The organism is Streptomyces sp. NPDC001532 (genome assembly GCF_040298625.1).
Classification (GTDB): Bacteria; Actinomycetota; Actinomycetes; order Streptomycetales; family Streptomycetaceae; genus Streptomyces.
Genome location: NZ_JBEPAL010000010.1, coordinates 203,752 through 219,597, shown reverse-complemented (window position 1 = coordinate 219,597; position 15,846 = coordinate 203,752). Strand labels below are relative to the sequence as shown.

General features: G+C 66.1%; 9 protein-coding genes. 4 read left to right on the top strand and 5 right to left on the bottom strand.

Annotated elements, in window-relative coordinates; all coding sequences use genetic code 11:
* Positions 1 to 423 precede the first annotated feature (423 nt).
* Positions 424 to 591 (bottom strand): hypothetical protein, encoded by a 168-nt coding sequence (locus ABT232_RS13025; RefSeq protein WP_167551655.1) that lies wholly within the window; start codon positions 589 to 591, stop codon positions 424 to 426.
* Positions 592 to 1,270: 679 nt separating this feature from the next.
* Between ABT232_RS13025 and ABT232_RS13020 the strand changes: the two genes are divergently transcribed.
* On the top strand, positions 1,271 to 3,790 hold the full coding sequence (locus ABT232_RS13020; RefSeq protein ID WP_351839580.1) for a DEAD/DEAH box helicase: 2,520 nt from the start codon (positions 1,271 to 1,273) through the stop codon (positions 3,788 to 3,790).
* Positions 3,791 to 3,824: 34 nt separating this feature from the next.
* Here ABT232_RS13020 and ABT232_RS13015 read toward each other — a convergent pair whose 3' ends face one another.
* The 3 genes from ABT232_RS13015 to ABT232_RS13005 form a co-directional block, all read right to left on the bottom strand.
* Positions 3,825 to 4,388, bottom strand: coding sequence for a hypothetical protein (locus tag ABT232_RS13015; protein ID WP_351839570.1), 564 nt, complete (start codon positions 4,386 to 4,388; stop codon positions 3,825 to 3,827).
* Complete coding sequence (locus ABT232_RS13010; protein ID WP_351839568.1) at positions 4,385 to 6,286, bottom strand: tyrosine-type recombinase/integrase; 1,902 nt, start codon at positions 6,284 to 6,286, stop codon at positions 4,385 to 4,387. Before ABT232_RS13010 ends, ABT232_RS13015 begins: the two co-directional genes overlap by 4 nt.
* Before the next feature lie 590 nt (positions 6,287 to 6,876).
* A complete protein-coding gene (locus tag ABT232_RS13005; protein WP_351839567.1) occupies positions 6,877 to 7,974 on the bottom strand; it encodes a tyrosine-type recombinase/integrase in 1,098 nt (365 codons plus the stop codon).
* A 344-nt stretch (positions 7,975 to 8,318) separates the two neighbouring features.
* Here ABT232_RS13005 and ABT232_RS13000 point away from each other — a divergent pair, with 344 nt between their 5' ends.
* The 3 genes from ABT232_RS13000 to ABT232_RS12990 all read left to right on the top strand — a co-directional run bounded on the left by ABT232_RS13000 (position 8,319) and on the right by ABT232_RS12990 (position 14,986).
* Positions 8,319 to 9,158, top strand: a complete 840-nt coding sequence (locus ABT232_RS13000) for a hypothetical protein (protein WP_351839565.1) — start codon at positions 8,319 to 8,321, stop codon at positions 9,156 to 9,158.
* Complete coding sequence (locus tag ABT232_RS12995; RefSeq protein WP_351839563.1) at positions 9,155 to 12,466, top strand: hypothetical protein; 3,312 nt, start codon at positions 9,155 to 9,157, stop codon at positions 12,464 to 12,466. The genes ABT232_RS13000 and ABT232_RS12995 overlap by 4 nt, the downstream gene beginning before the upstream one ends.
* 162 nt (positions 12,467 to 12,628) lie before the next feature.
* The gene (locus ABT232_RS12990; RefSeq protein WP_351839561.1) at positions 12,629 to 14,986 is read left to right on the top strand and encodes a hypothetical protein; all 2,358 of its coding nucleotides are present in this window, start codon (positions 12,629 to 12,631) and stop codon (positions 14,984 to 14,986) included.
* 343 nt (positions 14,987 to 15,329) lie between these two features.
* On the opposite strand, the gene ABT232_RS12985 is transcribed toward ABT232_RS12990, so the two are convergent.
* The gene (locus ABT232_RS12985; protein ID WP_351839559.1) at positions 15,330 to 15,821 is read right to left on the bottom strand and encodes a hypothetical protein; all 492 of its coding nucleotides are present in this window, start codon (positions 15,819 to 15,821) and stop codon (positions 15,330 to 15,332) included.
* Positions 15,822 to 15,846 lie beyond the last annotated feature (25 nt).

The following is a 15,846-nucleotide window of genomic DNA, read 5'->3' as shown; positions in this document are numbered from 1 at the left end:
CCCCGGCCGCCCCGCCGACGGCCCCCGCCCGGCCCAGGCGCCGCCCGGCGGCCAGTACCATATCGCTGCGCGATATGCAAGCGAACCACCGCGCTGCGCGCGGTGGTTGCGCTCCCGCTCCGCGGGAGCGTTGGAGGGATGCTGCGCATCCCTCCAACCAGACTGCTGCGCAGTCTGGTTGACGCTTCGTTCGCTGCGCTCCCGGAGCGGCGGGACTTCGTCCCGCTATCGGGCTTCCGCTTTGCTCCAGCCCGGGCCGGCGGGTCCGCTGCGCTCCCCCGCCTGGCGGTCCTTCCGGCTCCGCCTCCAGGGCTGTTGCGGCCCGCTAGCGCGAGCCGGGCTGGCTGCAGGGGGCAGCAACCTTGCTCGGACCGGCCCTGCAGGACTGATGACGAACTGTCACGAGGCCTGCAGGGCCGGAGGTCAACGTCTCCGGGCCAAGCCAGTACCGACTCCGGCCACATGTAGTGCCAGCGCCATCAGACCCAGCAGCATGACGTTTGTCGAGGAGAACACATCATTCGTGCTGAGGTCGGCCGCATTGATCAAGAACGCTACGAAGAACAAGACTGCCGCGACTATGCCGAGCATGAACACGCTCCTCTCGTAGGGGTGAAGCCCGTATGCCCCGCCTCCGCCCCCACAGACATGGACGGGGGCGCAGCTCGCGCTTCGCGTTGTCCGAAGCCGGTGGCGAGAAGAGGCCGCGAAGCTGCCAGGAGGAGGGCGCGCACGGCATGCGTACCGGCTGGTCCGGGGTCACCCTTGGTCTCGCGCCCCGGTCCGTCCCTCGAAATCACGTCGCACTCCCGCACCTTGGTCTTCCACCAGACCCGCCTCGTCAGGAAGGTCCAAAATGGTGCCGCAGCCCTTGCACAGCCTCCCGTCTTCGGCCGGCGTACCGCATGCTTTGCAGAACCGGTTACCCATCTCGCCTTCAGTCTTCTGTGTCATGACGCTCCAAGGTAGGCAGGCAATGAAAAGAACGGAGTACCCATCTGCTCGGCGCTGATTCGCCAGTGTTGATGCACGATTGCGGAGGAGAGATGCTTCGTTTTTGTAGTGCGATAGACTCTGGAATCAGATGGGTCCATGTCTACAGGCATCAGGAGCTCTCTGCGTGTGATCTTCCGTTCTGGATCAGGAATGTAGATCCGGGATCTCGGCGCAGAGGCCTCGGTCCGCCTTGTGGGGCCTGCAGGGGCGTTCTGGCGTCATGCGGGGTGCAGCCCTTCGTCCAGCTTGCATGAGAAGGCAGACCGGATTGGTGATGAAGAAACTCCGTCCCCACCAGCGGGAAGCCGTGGACGCGGTACTCCAGGCACTCGAATTGCCTGCAAGATCTACTGTGCCCGAGCGGGGGCTCCGCACTCAGGTGATCATGGCGACCGGATCGGGCAAGAGCCTCGTCGCTGTCCGCAGTGCGGAGGAACTACACGCGGGTCGGGTGCTCGTCCTCGTGCCCTCGCTGGACCTGCTCGCCCAGACCGAGGCCGCGTGGCGCGAGGGGGGCCGCACAGGCCCGATGATCGGGGTCTCGTCCCTGCGCGGTGGGGAGGCTTCCTTCCCTAACACCACGGACGTGGGCGAGCTGGTCGACTGGGTGCGACCGCTCGACAAGGTCACCGTGTTCGCCACCTACGCCTCGCTCGGGCTCGGCACGCTGGAACGCGCGCACGCCGCCGGCCTTCCGGGATGGTCGCTGATCGTCGTGGACGAGGCACACCGGGTTTCGGGCCGGATCGGGAAGCCGTGGGCGGTCGTCCACGACAACACCCGCATCCCCGCCCTGCGACGCCTCTACATGACCGCCACACCCCGGCTGTGGCAGCTGGACGAGGACTCCGAGCAGGGCGCGCCGGGCGAGCTGGTGGCCTCGATGGAAGACGACCCGGATGGGCCGTTCGGCAGCAGGGCGTTCACGTTGACGCTGTCGGAGGCCATCGACCGCGGGATCTGTGCCCCCTACCAGGTGGTGTGCGCGGACATCACCGACACCCAACTCCAGGCCGCCCAGCTGCTCGGTGAGGACGCACGGTCCGAGCAGGTCCGCGGGGCCCGGCTCGCCGCCCTGCAGACCGCCCTGGTGAAGGCATCGGCCGAAGAAGGCTTCCGCCGCACGCTGGTCTTCCACCACGTCGTGAAGGAGGCCGAGGCTTTCGCGGCCGGCCTTGGCGACGTCGCCAAGCGGCTGCACGCCACCGACCCCAAGCTGTACCCAAGGACCATCTGGGCCAACTGGCTGTGCGGCGAGCACAAGCCGCTCCACCGGCGCCGCATCCTGGACGAGTTCTCCAGAGGAATCGCCGCTGACGGCACCGTGGTGGAGAAGACGTTCCTCGGGTCCGTTCGCGTGCTCGGCGAAGGCGTCGATACATCCCACTGTGACTCCGTGTACTTCGCCGACGTACGCGGCTCCATGCCCGACCTCGTCCAGGCCGTCGGCCGCGCCCTGCGCATGCAACCCGGCGAAGGCAAGACCGCCTCCCTCGTCGTGCCCGTCCTGCTCGGGCCCGGAGAGAGCGCCGACAACATGCTCACCAGCCGGGCGTACGGCGGACTGGCCAGGCTTTTGGAAGCGCTCAGAGCACACGACACCCGCATCGTGGAGGCATTGGCCGAGCCGCAGGCGCAGAGCCGTGTCACGGGTGTTCAGAGCCGCAGCGGGGTGGAAGGTGAGGAAGCCGAGAGCGACCGAAGCGACCGGCTGTCGGTGCCGGCCCGGGAGCTGCTGAAGTTCAGCACGCCGCGTGACCCTACGCAGCTGGCGGCGTTCATCAACCTGCGGGTTCTCAACCCCGAACACCAGCACTGGCGGCGCGGCATTGAAGCCGCCATCATCTACAACCGGCTCCACGGCGACCTGAAAGTGCCGTTCACCTACCGCGTCCCCGAGCGCGGGAACCAGGAGGCGGAACCCGAGGGGTGGCCAGCCTCGCTCGCCGGATTTCCACTTGGGCAGTGGATCGCCGACAACCGGCGCTTCTACGCCCGCAGGGACATGGACGTCGACCGCATCGCACAGCTGGAGAAGCTGGGCATGGTGTGGTCGCACTTCGACGTCGCATGGGAAGAAGGACTCGCAGCGGCACGCGGGTGGGCAGCCGAGGCGGGCCACCTCCTGGCCCCGCTGGACGCCACGTTCCAGGGGTACCGGGTGGGCATCTGGCTGAAGAACGCGCGCGCCGCCGCCCGGAGGGCTACGGAGATCGAGCAGCGGCGTGCCGAGGGCCTGCCCGTTCCGTCGTCGGCTGGCGCACTGTCGGAGGAACGACGCGAGCAGCTCGAGGACATCGACCCGTCCTGGTGCCCCACCTGGCCCGTGGAATGGCAACGCGCCTTCCACCTCACCCGACAGCACCTAGAAGCCGGCGGCACGCTGCCCATGTTGCCGGGCGAGTGCGTACACCAGGGCGAAGACCTTGGGCGATGGGTGCGCTCGGTCCGGCTGGGCTGGGACAAGCTGACGACCGTGCAGCAGTGGATGTGCGAACACATCCTCGGCATCCAACCCGCCACCGAGCACGAGAAACCCAAACCGCGGACCCGCCAAGCCGACAAATGGGCCATGAATTACGCCGCCGCCCGCCAGTACTACCAGCGCGAAGGACACCTGAAGGTGCCCAGAAAACACATCGAGACGATCGTCGTCGGCGATGGGGACGGCGAGGACCAGGAGGAGCGGGAGCTCCGGCTCGGGGCGTGGGTCGGCAACCAGCGCAGCAGGGCCACGACACTCTCCCCCGAGCGCATCGAGCAGCTCTCCCACATCGGCATGCGCTGGACATGATTCCGTCCTGGGTCAGCGGTGCTGCCGTGATCGCTCACCGAAGGTTTTCGTCACGGATCATCCTGCGGAGGCTGGTGCGGGCGGCGGTCAGGTCGTCTTCGAGGGCGGTGATGCGGGCGCGGCATGTGACGTTCTCTGCGGAGGCCTCCTGGAGCTGGCGGGTGAGGTCCTGATTCCGGGCGGTCAGTTCGTCTGCTCTGGTCGCTGCGTCAGCGGCGTGGATGGCATCGAGCTGATAGCCGAGTTGGTGACGCAGGGCTGCCTGGAGCCGGTCGCGCTCGTCGCGGAGGTCCTTGATTTCTTGCCGGGCGATTTCGAGTTCGGTGCGCAGGCTGAGCGCGGAGGGCGGGCTTGCCGTGGCAGCAGATGGTGGGGGGCTGTGGGCTTGGCGTAGTTGGGCTGCCTCGATGTGCTCACGTACGCCGGAGGCGTAGGTGAGCCAGGTGGAGACTCGGGCGGCGCGGGCGACTGCGGCGAAGGTGAGCGGCTTTCCCTGTTTCTCGAGTGTGGCGAGGACGGTGAGGACACGGGCTCGCTTGTCGAGGCTGTGACGGCGTCTGGCTTCGGCGAGGGGGGCGGAGTTGCCGCGGGGGTTCATCGCGGGTCTTTCGGCCGGGCGGTGGTGAGGGGCAGGAGGGTGTGGTTGTCGCCTGCTCGTGCTTTTCGCAGCACGGTGCTGGCTTCTTCGATCTGGGCGCGTTCGGAAGCGGGGAGGGATGCCAGGTGTGTGTTCATGCGGTCGATGACGCGCTGGTAGGCGGTGATTTGTGCGGTGAGGGCGGTGGTGATGAACTCGGCTGCGCCAATGGCGAGTGCGGTTTCGCGGTCTGCTCGTAGTTCGTTGATGTGCTGTTCGATGGCGGGCAGGTAGGAGGGGTCGGGGCGGTAGAAGCCGCAGCCGGCGCACTGGAAGCGGATGGGACAGGCCTGGCCTCCGGCTTTGACGTTTGACGGCTCGGTGCAGCCGCCGTAGGGAACGGCGACGGAGCGCATCTCGTAGGCAGTGCTCGAGCTGGGGCTGGGATGGCCGTGTTGGTCGAGGACATGTGCACTGAGTTTGGCCACGGCTTCGCTCTTCCGCTTGAGGGAGACGGTGTAGTAGCGCTGCGTCATGGCGATGGATTTGTGGTCCATCAGCTCGCGCAGCACATCGACGGGGGTGCCGGCGTCTGCGTGGCGCTGTGCGTAGGAGTGGCGGAAGGCGTAGGGGTAGATCAGAGACCGGTCGAAGAGCAGGCGTTGTCCTCTTGAGTCGGTGCCCTCGGCGTGAAGCGGGGGCAGGGCGTCTGCCCAGAGCCTGAGGGCGTCGCTGAGGTAGTTGCTGGAGATGTGGGGGGCGTCGCTCAGGGGGGTGAGGGATGGAAAGAGGTATCGGTCTCCTTTGGCGGGGAGGTGCAGCTGGTCACGGCAGGCTTGCCAAGTTCGGATGGCGTCGGCAGTGGAGGTTGTGATCGGCAGACGCCGGCGGTGGCGTTTCCTCTTGTGGTTGTCCCAGATCAAGGTGGGCTGGCCATTGTGGGTTTCCAGGCAGTCACGGGCCAGGGAGACGATCTCGAGCGGGCGGCGCCCGGTGTCGCGCAGGACGGTGTACATCGTGCGGTACAGCAGCTGCCGGGCGTCTGGGGCGATGTCGCGGCAGCCGTAGGTGTTTCCGGTGCCCAGGGTGTCGAGGTGGGCGTCCAGTTGCCGGATGACGGACTCGGGGATGGCCTTGCCGATGAAGTCCTCATTGGGTTCTTCCACGGAGATGACGTGCTCGACGGGCACGCGGGTGAAGGTGCCGGCCAGGTCATCGAGGGTGCCGCAGCGACGGCCGTAGGCGATGAGCTGGAAGAACATCCCCAGCAGGCTGCGTCGGAAGGAGGAGGAGTAGGGGGTACCGTCTCGTTTGCGTGCGGCACGGAAAGCGTCGACGGCCAAGGTGGCATCGGCGAACGTGAGGGCGGCGGGATCGTCGCCGGCGTCGGCACGCTGGGCGAGAGCCGTGGAGGCGATGGTCGTCGCGTGGAACGTGCGCTTGAAGTCTTCCGTGGTGGGTCGGGCGGTGGTCACCCAATGACGCAGCGCCTGGCGCAGCCAGGACTGGCGGACTGTGCGGAGATCGACACGGCCGGGCAGATGCCGGCGCTTGCCGGAGGCGCTGTGGCGCAGCCCGAGGACGCGCAGATCGATAACGTCCTGGTCGATGAGGGTGATCCCGGAGAACTCGCTGTATCCGGCGCGGGCGGCGGACTGCAGGTTCTCCAATGTGCGGACGGCAGACTGATGCGGCTTGGTGAGCCGGGCCGCGTTGGTGGCGTCCAGAAGGGTGTCGGCCGTGGTGAGGTGGCTGATCACGCCGCGGATCCAGTGAGGTTCCAGGGCCCGTACCCACTGGTCCATCTGCTGCACGGCGTACAGCACTTCACAGCGCAGCAGCTCGGGCAACGGGGCGAGATGGAACTGGTGCGCCAGCAGATACAGCGGCTGCCCCGGCGCCCACTGGGCAACAGACATGGGAGCGGTACTGGAACGGCAGTCTGCCCTCCAGGCACGCCAATGATAATTGCACAGCCCGCGGGAATTCATGGATGCGCCGACACAGTCGGTGACCATGCAGACGGGCACGTCAGCGAAGGGCATAGCGCGCTCACGGAGCCAGCGTTCGAACGTACCCCTTGCCTTGTGGTACTTGCGGGAGTTGTGGTGGGCAGCGCACAGGCCTCCCGACACCTGGGGCCGTACGCACCGCGCGCCATCACGGGTGAGCGTGCACGGGCCTACGACCGCCAGAGGCAGGGATTTGGAGCGCGCGGGAGTGAAGGTAGCGGCGAACTCTTCCCGCGGCAGGCCGCTCTTTCTGCGCTGGTCTGAGCAGTACGTACAGAACGTCTCCTGAGCACGCACGATCACGTCGCAGCGGCGGGTGCGGCACCGGGAGGACGAGGTGCGCGGGTTGTCGAGGTCTCCGGTGAACAGCCATCTGACGCTGTCCCACTCCCCCGGCCGCCACGCGGGATCGATGTGGGCACGCAGCCACCTCTCCCACGACTTCTTCGTGCCCCTCGTCGGCGCCTCCAGTGCGGTCACGGGCGCGGTAGCGGTGCTCACTGGTTCTCCCGCCATGACTGGGCCCGGTCGACAGCCGCCCGGGTCTCGGACTCATCGACGTGGCGGTAGCGGTCCATGGACAGCGGCGAGGCGTGGCCCAGAAGCTTTTGGACCACGTCCCGGTCCACTCCCTCGCGCAGCCAGTGGGTGGCCGCGGAGTGGCGCAGCATGTGCGGCCGTGCCGGATGCCCGGCGCGGCGGGCCAGACGGTCGAAGACGTTCTTGGCGTTCGGGTAGGTCATGGCACGGCCCAGCGGCGGGCGGAAGAGGTTCACAAACACCATGCCTGTGTCGGCCGCCTGGGCCACCGGGTTCCGTTCGTGCTGGTAGTCGGTGTAGAGGGAGACGATGTCGGGGGTGACGGGGAGGCAGCGGGAGTGTCTGGACTTGGCCAGGGCCCCATTCGGGTTGTCGGTGCGGCGGCGCACATGAAGATGCGGGCCCTCCACGGGGCAGCCAAGGGAACGTGACGAGGCCAGGAAATGCAGATCTTCCTGGCGCAGGCCCAGGGCCTCCCCGATCCGCAGGCCGGTCGCGGCGAGCAGCGCGATGAGGAAACGGTCCCGCGCCCGGGGCGTATCCGCGATCATGCGGCGGATCTGCTGCGGGGACAGGTCCTCGTGTCCGGGTTCGCTGACCTGGAAACGGAAGGCCGATACCTGAACCTGGCGCCACTGGCCGCGCTCGCCGGCGTCGTAACCGGCCGGCAAGAACCGCAGGAACTTCGGCTCCGACAGCAAGCCGGCCGTCTGCGCGGGGACCCAGCCGTGCAGTGCGCCGAAGCGTAAGAAGTCCGCAACCGCCGTCATCACCGCGTTCGCCGTGCCCTGCGAACGGTAGCGGGGCGCAGCCGTTGCCGGGGAGCGGCGGCTGCGGGCCGGCAGCGGCGAGGTGACCAGCCACTGCTGCAGCCCGGACAGAGCCATGAAACTCGGACGTGACCACTCGATACGGCGCTCGGCGCAGTAGTTCAGATAGAGGGCGAGACGGCCCGCGTAGACCCGTTCCGTGTTCGGTGAGCGGCCCTTGCTGCGCAACCCGGCTAAAAACGCACACGCCTCGACATGCAGGTCGTAGGTGCGTGTGTCGGCCACCACCCACCGCTCCACACCCGTCGACGGAGATATCGAACGCTCAGCCACAAAGCTCTGCTCCACCCACCAAACACAACCAACCCCACCCCCAGCCAGCACCGCTTCCCGAAACAGACCACACGACCAGGTGGGAACCACACCGAACACACCACGCAAGTCCGTGCACCTATGGATAATCGGCGCCCCTGCAGCCGACGTCTTGGCGCCGGTCAGGTACGCGTCGGCGCGGCCAGGGCAGGTCGGCGTGGACTGAAGGGACCAGGGGCCACCACGCTCCCCGCTGCCGCTCAGCACCCGGCAATCTGTGGTGTCGCGTCATAATGCTGGCGACAGCAGGGGGGCAAATGGATCCGTCGTTTTCCAAGCAGTTCGACGTGCAGGCAGTCCTGGAGGACGGGAAGCGTCCTGTCCAGTTCGGGACGAACGTGCTGGCAGGTCTCATCGAGGGGATTGACGAGTTCCGGCGTGATCTGGAACAGCAGCGGCGGTCGAGAAGCCTGGGGCCTGCGATGCTCGGGGCCTTTTTGTGGGTGGACGATGCCGAGCTGCTGCAGCGCATCGCCGAGTTCCCCGCCGCGTGCGTGGTGGTGAGCAAGCAGCCACGGGGCAAGTACCACGCAGAGCGGTTGCGGAAGGTCGCCGAGGCTGTGAAAGACGCGGCTGGCCTCCCAACCTGGGCTTTCTCCGAACTGGAGGAGCTGCGCTTCCACCAGGACGGCAAGGCACCAGTGCTGGGCCCTGGCTCGCCGCAGGAACGCGTCCGGCTCCCGGCACTACGCACCCTGGGCTATCGCAAGGCCGGAAACCATCTCGTCCCGATACTCCACACCAAGATGCTGTTGCTAGGTGAGCTGTGGTGGCATGACGAGGACGCTCTGGGAGGCGTGGCAGATGTCACCGGCTTCACGCCGCACCGACTGTGGCTAGGCAGCGCCAACGGCACGGGGAGCTCCCGCCGCAGCTTGGAGTTCGGGCTGTGGCTGGATGATCCCGGCCTGCTGAAGGCCGCGCGACGGTTCCTGGTCGAGGTGCTGGCCCAGTCCGAGAACCTGGACCCCGACAGCAACGACCTGACACCTGACCTGGTGGTGCCGGATTACGACGATGAGGCCATGTGGGAAGCCATGACCGCGCTCGCCGATTATGACGCCGACGAGGACAACGGCAGCAAAGACGACGCATGAGCAGCGCAGGCCAGGGCGGCGGGGAGCAGGCTAGGGAAGTGCCGGGGCAGCCGCCCTTGACGGTCACGGCGCCTTTGCTGCTTCGTACGCATGAGCTGTCTTGGGAGGCTCTGGAGCATCTCGTGGTGGCATTGGCGGTCCAGGCCGACCATGCTCTGGAGTCCCGACCTTTCGGGCGTGGTGGCCAGGCCCAGGACGGGGTCGACGTGGTCGCCTTCTTCACCTCCCAGCCACCTGCGGTGTATCAGGCCAAGAGGTACGAGAAGTTCACCGCTGCCGATCTCCGCAAGGCAGTGGCTGCATATGCCGATGGAAGCCGACCCTTCGATGCTCACCGTCTGGTGATCGTCACCACGGCGGACGTTCGCGACACAAAGGTCGACCTGGAGCTGACGCAGCTACGCGAACAGCACCAGGATCTGGTCGTTGACCTGTGGGGCCGGCAGCAGTTGTCCGACATGCTGTTTGTGCTGCCGGACCTGGTACGACGGTTCTTCGGCGAGGACACGATGCGAGTCTTCTGCCGTCCCATGCTCGACCGGGAGATGCAGGCCGACATCCGCGACGTGTCCAAGGGGCAGGCGCTGGAGGATTACCTAGCCCACTTCGGTTCGTACCTGAGCGAGGGGTTACATGGCCTGGTTGGGCTGACGCTGGAAGAGCAAAACGGGGCAGAAGGTGTGCTGTCAACGGAGTTGGCAGCCTGGCTGCGGCCCGGGCGTCACGTCCAGGTGGTCGGCAGCTCGGGCACGGGCAAGAGCCATACCCTGGCTCACACCGCCCTGGGGTTGGCGCAGGTCGGCTGGCTGCCCATCCTGCTGCGAGCGGGCGTATACGAAGGACGGCTGGAGGACAGCCTCGACGAGAGCGTGGCCCCGTTCACCTCGCAATCCGCGGACCGCCTGGTGGGGGCCGCTCGGTTGGAGGGGCTTCCGGTCGTCTTGCTCGTGGATGCGATCAACGAATGTCCCAGCCGGTTTCAGGATCGGCTGATGCTGCAGCTCAGTTCGTGGTGTCGCCGCGCCGAGGCCACTTTGGTGTCCACCAGCCACGAGTTCGTCAACGTGCCCGCAGTGATCGGCGGTGCACAGCTGAGGACGGTCGATCCAACCTCACAGCAGCGCGCGGCGCTATTGCGGTGCTACGGGGTAGGTCCTCAACAGGAAGAAGTCGTCGAGGAAGAGTGCAAAGCGTTCGAAACCGCCTTCGAGCTGTCGATGGCAGCGCAGCTGACACGGCGCCTACCGATAGGCGCGGGACGCGCTGCCCTCTTGGACGCCTACCTGGGTGAACAGCTGCAGCGGGCGTCGCAGCCGACGGCTCTGCGGCAGGTGCTGCACCGCTGGGCGATGCTGATGGACGAGCGGCTGGCGGGATGGTTGCCGCTGGCAGAAGCCCAGCGCAGCGCCGCCCAGGTACTGGTTGCGCTCGGTGGCGCGGTGGGCGTGGTGGACGAGGCGTTGAGATCGCCTGTGGTGCAGGTTCGCCATCGGCGGGTCGAGTTCCGGCATGAGTGGTACGCCCAGCTGCTCGCCGCCGAAGCCCTGATGTGGTCCCGTGAGAGCGCTATGGAGCTGGCCGGTGAGCTGCGGCGACCGCATCGCCGCGAGCTGGCAGTCTGGGCCGTTGCACTGCTCAGCGACCCGGACGAAGTACGCAGCCTGCTGCAGGCACTGCCCGACACAGAGGTGCTCATCGAAGCGCTGTGCGGGCGATTGGGACCGGTGGCCGACGGCGTCGCATTGGCAGAGGCCCAGCGCTGCCTGGAAGAGGCAGTCGAGGCAATGGCCGCCAGCAGGGTCGAATGCACTTCCGACTTCAGGTACGCCATTGAGCCGAGCCGCTGCTGGAGCGAGTACGAGCAGGCGGTGTTCACGGCCCTCGGCACCACCGCCCGCGACGGGCGGCTGTTGGGGGCGCTGGCCCAGCTCATGCGCGAGAATGACCAGGCCTTCCGACGCGGCACGGGATGGATCCCATCGCGCTCTCGCGTAGCTGGGCTGATTGCTGAGGCTTTGAACGGGCCAATCGCGTCGAAGGGCGGTACACGGCTGCCTGCGGCGGTGATCACGCATGCGCTCCGGCTGGCGTGGCCGAGGCGAGGGCACAACCGGCATCAGTCGGCAGGAGCAGCCGATCTCCAGAGATGGGCCGCTTCGCTGGAGGCCGACGACATCGGGCTGGCCATGCTGCTGTGCCTCCTCCTGCGCTGGACAGACGACAGCGAAGTAGCTGCACTGGCGCCAGCGCTGTTCAGCCACGCGTGGGCCACCAAGGCCAGCCAACTGCGGTTCGCAGGCCTCGACCTGCTCACCTCCATCCGCACCACCGTGGACGAGGTCACCGAGACCCGAGTCATCGAGCTGCTGAACGACGTGCACACGGACAGCGTGTGGGTTTCCACGATGCTCGTCGACGCCTTACACGTCTACGGTCAGCTCACTTCGCCCTACGTCGTTGACGACATCACCGCGGAGATCTCTTCTCTCCTTGCCAGTCCCAAGCAGCCCAACGCCCATTCCCGTGCTCAAAGAATCGTGGAGAGCCAGTTCGAGGAAGTGATCTCTGCGCCGTTTATCGAGGCAATCGATGCTCTTGAGCCGGCCGCACGCCGCACGCTGCTTATCCTCGCAGTGCGGGAAGGGGACGCCAGCCTGTTCACAGACGTTGTCCTCAAGGAGCTCATACGCGCGAAGGACCCGGCCGCACTGCCAGCTTTCCGCTACTGGGCGTCACATATGAACGTGCCCGATCCATTCCGCCAGAATGCGATCAGTTGCCACTTGCTCGGCATCGAAGGCTGCGCCGCACACCTGGAGATCCCTCCCCCGATGCTGGGCAGCCGCAAAGGCGCCGACGCAGAAGCATGGCGCTGCTACGGGCAGATCTTGTTCTGGCTTCACCGCCCGAACCTCAACTCAGATGACCGATACGCACGCTGCATACCGCTGTGGGAGCAGCTCACCACCTCTCTCCTGGACGCCGCCGTTGACCCGCTCCAGCAGTTTCAGTCTGTTGCCATGTTCGCCCAAGACATCCGTACGAGTGCGCTCGGCCTCATCGTCGATTCCTTCCCCGGCCACATCCGCACCGTTCTGCACCATGGTCTGAGCGCCCCGGAGCATCTCACCTCGCTCTTCCCGCACCCCCAGCCCGACGACCGCACCGCCACCGTACTGCGCCTACTCGCTCGCGTAGGAGATCATTCCTCCCTCCAACTGCTCGCCCTCTACCGCGACCACCCTGGCCTCGGCGGTACAGCCGCAGACACCATTCGACGTCTCAACAACCGCACTACTGAAAGCTAATTGCACAGCGTCGACAATGGGAGCCACTACCGCCTGCTGGGGCAAGCAGAGCAAAGGTCCCTCGCACTCCCCACCTATAGATAATCGATCTGCAAGCGCAAGAGAGAGAAGAGCCGGAGGCAGGAGAGGTCATGAACCCTTTGGGTAGGGCACGGAGCAGCCTTGACTAGCGCTTTTCTCGATCTTCACTCGTTCGTCCGCCCGCCGAGGCTGCTCGTCATCGCGCCTCAGGACACCGACTGGATCCGCTGTTCAGCTGCTGCACTCGGTGCACTCAGCCAAGTCTGGGGTGGCTGTGCCAGCACGACACTGCCCGTCGGCACCGTCGGGCATCCTGCACTCAGGGCTGTCCTGGACAAACTCCAGCCTGATCACATCGTCGCGTACCAGCCCACGGGCGCCACTATTGACGCCCTCTTCCCAGGGGCCATCGAACGAGTTCTGGCCAGGCAAGGCATTGATGCCAGCTCCCATGCTCACGGCGTTGAAGAACTCCGCACCCACTACTGGCCAACCCTCGATGACGCACAGGTCAAAGAAGCCGTTGCCCGGCTGCGCAGCCGGTACGGAGTTAACAGGATTGACCGCGAGAACCACGTTCAATGCGCTTCAATCTCGGACGATGCGGCACAATCACTGCTGACATCGCTCTCTGCTGTGACGGACCAACCCAGTTGGGGCGTTCCGCTCCTACAGGTCGGTTCCCCTGCTGCCCTGTCCTTCGCCATACAGGTCGGTGTAGAGCAAGTGGGGGGAGAACCCAGCGAGGACAGCGCTGCTCACAGCGAAGCCGAATGGCGCAGGGCCACTGTGGCTGGCGAGAAGGCCCTCCTGCGTCCCGACCTTCCCGAGAGCGTCACGCCTTTGCTAAATCCGGCTACCGGCTTGTGCATCCGGATCAGCAGAGGCCGATACCAGGAGACGCCCGTCATCGTTCTGGGCGACCAGCCGGAAGATTTCGCTCTCGCGCAACTCAGCCACCAAGTGCACGGGAGCACCGTCTGGCTGCCCTGGGACGAGCTGCACTGGCATCAGGTGTCTGCAGTGCAGCAACGCCTCGGCGGCCATCTACAGGACAGTGTCAGGGTGACCAGCGCCTCGTTGGCACCTGATGCTCTGCGGGCGCGGATGGACGCCTGCTGGGACAGCCGTGGCTGGGTGATGAATGATCCGGCGGAAGAGCACCGCCCCTACGAAATCACTGCCCCGGCAGACTTGTCGACGCCGGGACGGTCACTCGTCGTTCTCAGCAGTGCGTGGGACCAGCCCAAGCCTATTCCGGTGGAAGAGTCACAGGATGGCTCACTGACCGCATCCCTGAGGATGCAGCCTGAGGTGCCCGCAGGGCTGAACTCGGCACGCCACCGCTGGCAGGTCTGCCTCACGGCGCCGCATCCTCTGCCGCCCCACCGCTGCCTCTTCGCCAAGGCCCTGCTGGCACCGAAGCAGAACGAATATGAGACGTTCGTCCGCACAGCCGACGGCGGCATTACGTACTGGTCGCACCGGTGGGACTTCGTACCCGCCGGCGCTTCGCTCGCCGGCAGTCTCGCAGGCCCGCGGCTGTCCTGGCCCTCGCTCACCGCGATCCTGTCGACAGCCGCAGAACCGCACCTGGTCCAGCCGAGCCCTGCCGGTAAACGCGCCCGAGTTGCCCGGAGGCTGCTGGGCTCGCGCACGGAACTGGAGGACATGGCGGCAACCGAGCGCTGGGAGCTGCTTCGCCATTGGCTTCCGGGCCCCGAGCGGGAAACCCTGCCAGAGCACGGCTGGTGGGAGCTGAAGACCGGGGCAGTCCTTTCCTGGACAGGCATCGCTGCCTGCCAGGCTCCCGCATGGTCCCTGGAGGATCGACGTGCTCAGGTCGATGCCTGGACAGCGCAAGGCGTACTGCGCCGTGGTCTCGTGCTCGGCTGCGCATCGTGCCCTATCTACGAGTTCTACCCTCTGGACGAGATCCGTCAGCACTACGCCTGCAGACGCTGCGGCAGCAGCAACGTGCTTGAGCAACAGCGCTGGAAGCTTCCTCTCGAAGAGCCTCAGTGGTACTACGAGTTGCATCCCGCTGTAGCGGAGCTACTGACGAACGACGGCAACTATCCGCTGCTCGCTACACGCCACCTGCGCTCGCAGGCCCCTGCACGCTCGGCCCTCGTCACCGACGAATTCGAGCTGGTAGCCCAGGGTGAGGCTTATGTCGAGTTCCACTTCGCCGTGGCCACCCTCGACGCCTTGTACGTCGGTGAGGCCAAGAAACGCAACGCTCTGGCAGCAAACGCAAGAGCCACCAAGAGAGAGTTCAACAAACTCCTGGACGGCAGCCGCCAGTTGGCGGCTACGCATCTGGTGCTGGCAACAGCCGCCCCCGCCTGGAAGGAGACCATGCTCGCGGCCGTCAAGGAGCAAATACACGGAGACCTCCGCGCAGGCAAAAACACCCCACAGGTCGTGCTCCTCACCACGCTGGGAACTACACCAACGCTCACCACACTCGACGGCACACCCTTCGCAGTCGAGTAGCCCTCTACACACCCGGCGAGATAAGCACTCCAAACCAAGCAAGACCGCCTATAGACACTGCCTGGGGCGGCACTGCACGCGGACACTCTCCTGCAGACTCGCCCTCTCCCAACCGACAGGCACAGCAAGGAAGCTGGCAACCAAGGCAGCGAGCAAACCCCATACGGCGGCTTGCAACGCGATAGCGGATCCCTACCACGACGCCGGCACAACCCAAGGGGCTGCAACGGCCTCGTGACCAGGCCCGCTGCCATATACACGAAGGCAGACACTGCGAGAAGCAGGCCCCGCTGGCTGCTGAAGGCCAGCAGCCAGTGGGGACTACTCACTCAAACGCAGTTGCCTAAGCGCTCTTCCTCCGCCCCGGACTCCGGTCCCACCTGGCGCCAAAAGACCGGATGGACTCAGCAGTGAAGACCGGGCCAGCACCAGTGCGGCCAATCGGCCGCGGGAAGTCAGGATGGTTACCGTCCAACTGAGCCACCCGCTGACGGGAAACACCCAGTTCCTCAGCCGCTTCCCTGTACCCCATGAGCTTCTGTTCCTTGGGGTAGTCACGCTCCGCAGCTGCCTGCTCAGCGGTAACCACACGCAGGTCGATCAGCTGAGGCTTGTGGCCCAGCGCAGCCTCAAGTCCCTCAGCCACTGTATGAAGAGCCTTCTGCGCAGCCTCTACCAAGCTGGACGCCCTCAGACGCCACAGAATGTAAAGACGCCGGCTGTCAGCCTCATACCTGATGACACCAGCAAAGTGCCGGTGCATCTCTTCGAACTGCTCATCCCGAAGGGCGCGAACAGCATCCGCAGTCGCAGACGCCCGCCATTCCTGTTCCATGCTTCTCTCCTCTCCTTCCATCTGT

Coding starts and splice junctions, on each gene's coding strand:
- ABT232_RS13000 (WP_351839565.1), top strand. CDS start 8,319: ATGGATCCGTCGTTTTCCAAGCAGTTCGACGTGCAGGCAGTCCTGGAG.
- ABT232_RS13010 (WP_351839568.1), bottom strand. CDS start 6,286: ATGTCTGTTGCCCAGTGGGCGCCGGGGCAGCCGCTGTATCTGCTGGCG.
- ABT232_RS12995 (WP_351839563.1), top strand. CDS start 9,155: ATGAGCAGCGCAGGCCAGGGCGGCGGGGAGCAGGCTAGGGAAGTGCCG.
- ABT232_RS12985 (WP_351839559.1), bottom strand. CDS start 15,821: ATGGAACAGGAATGGCGGGCGTCTGCGACTGCGGATGCTGTTCGCGCC.
- ABT232_RS13015 (WP_351839570.1), bottom strand. CDS start 4,388: ATGAACCCCCGCGGCAACTCCGCCCCCCTCGCCGAAGCCAGACGCCGT.
- ABT232_RS13025 (WP_167551655.1), bottom strand. CDS start 591: ATGCTCGGCATAGTCGCGGCAGTCTTGTTCTTCGTAGCGTTCTTGATC.
- ABT232_RS13020 (WP_351839580.1), top strand. CDS start 1,271: ATGAAGAAACTCCGTCCCCACCAGCGGGAAGCCGTGGACGCGGTACTC.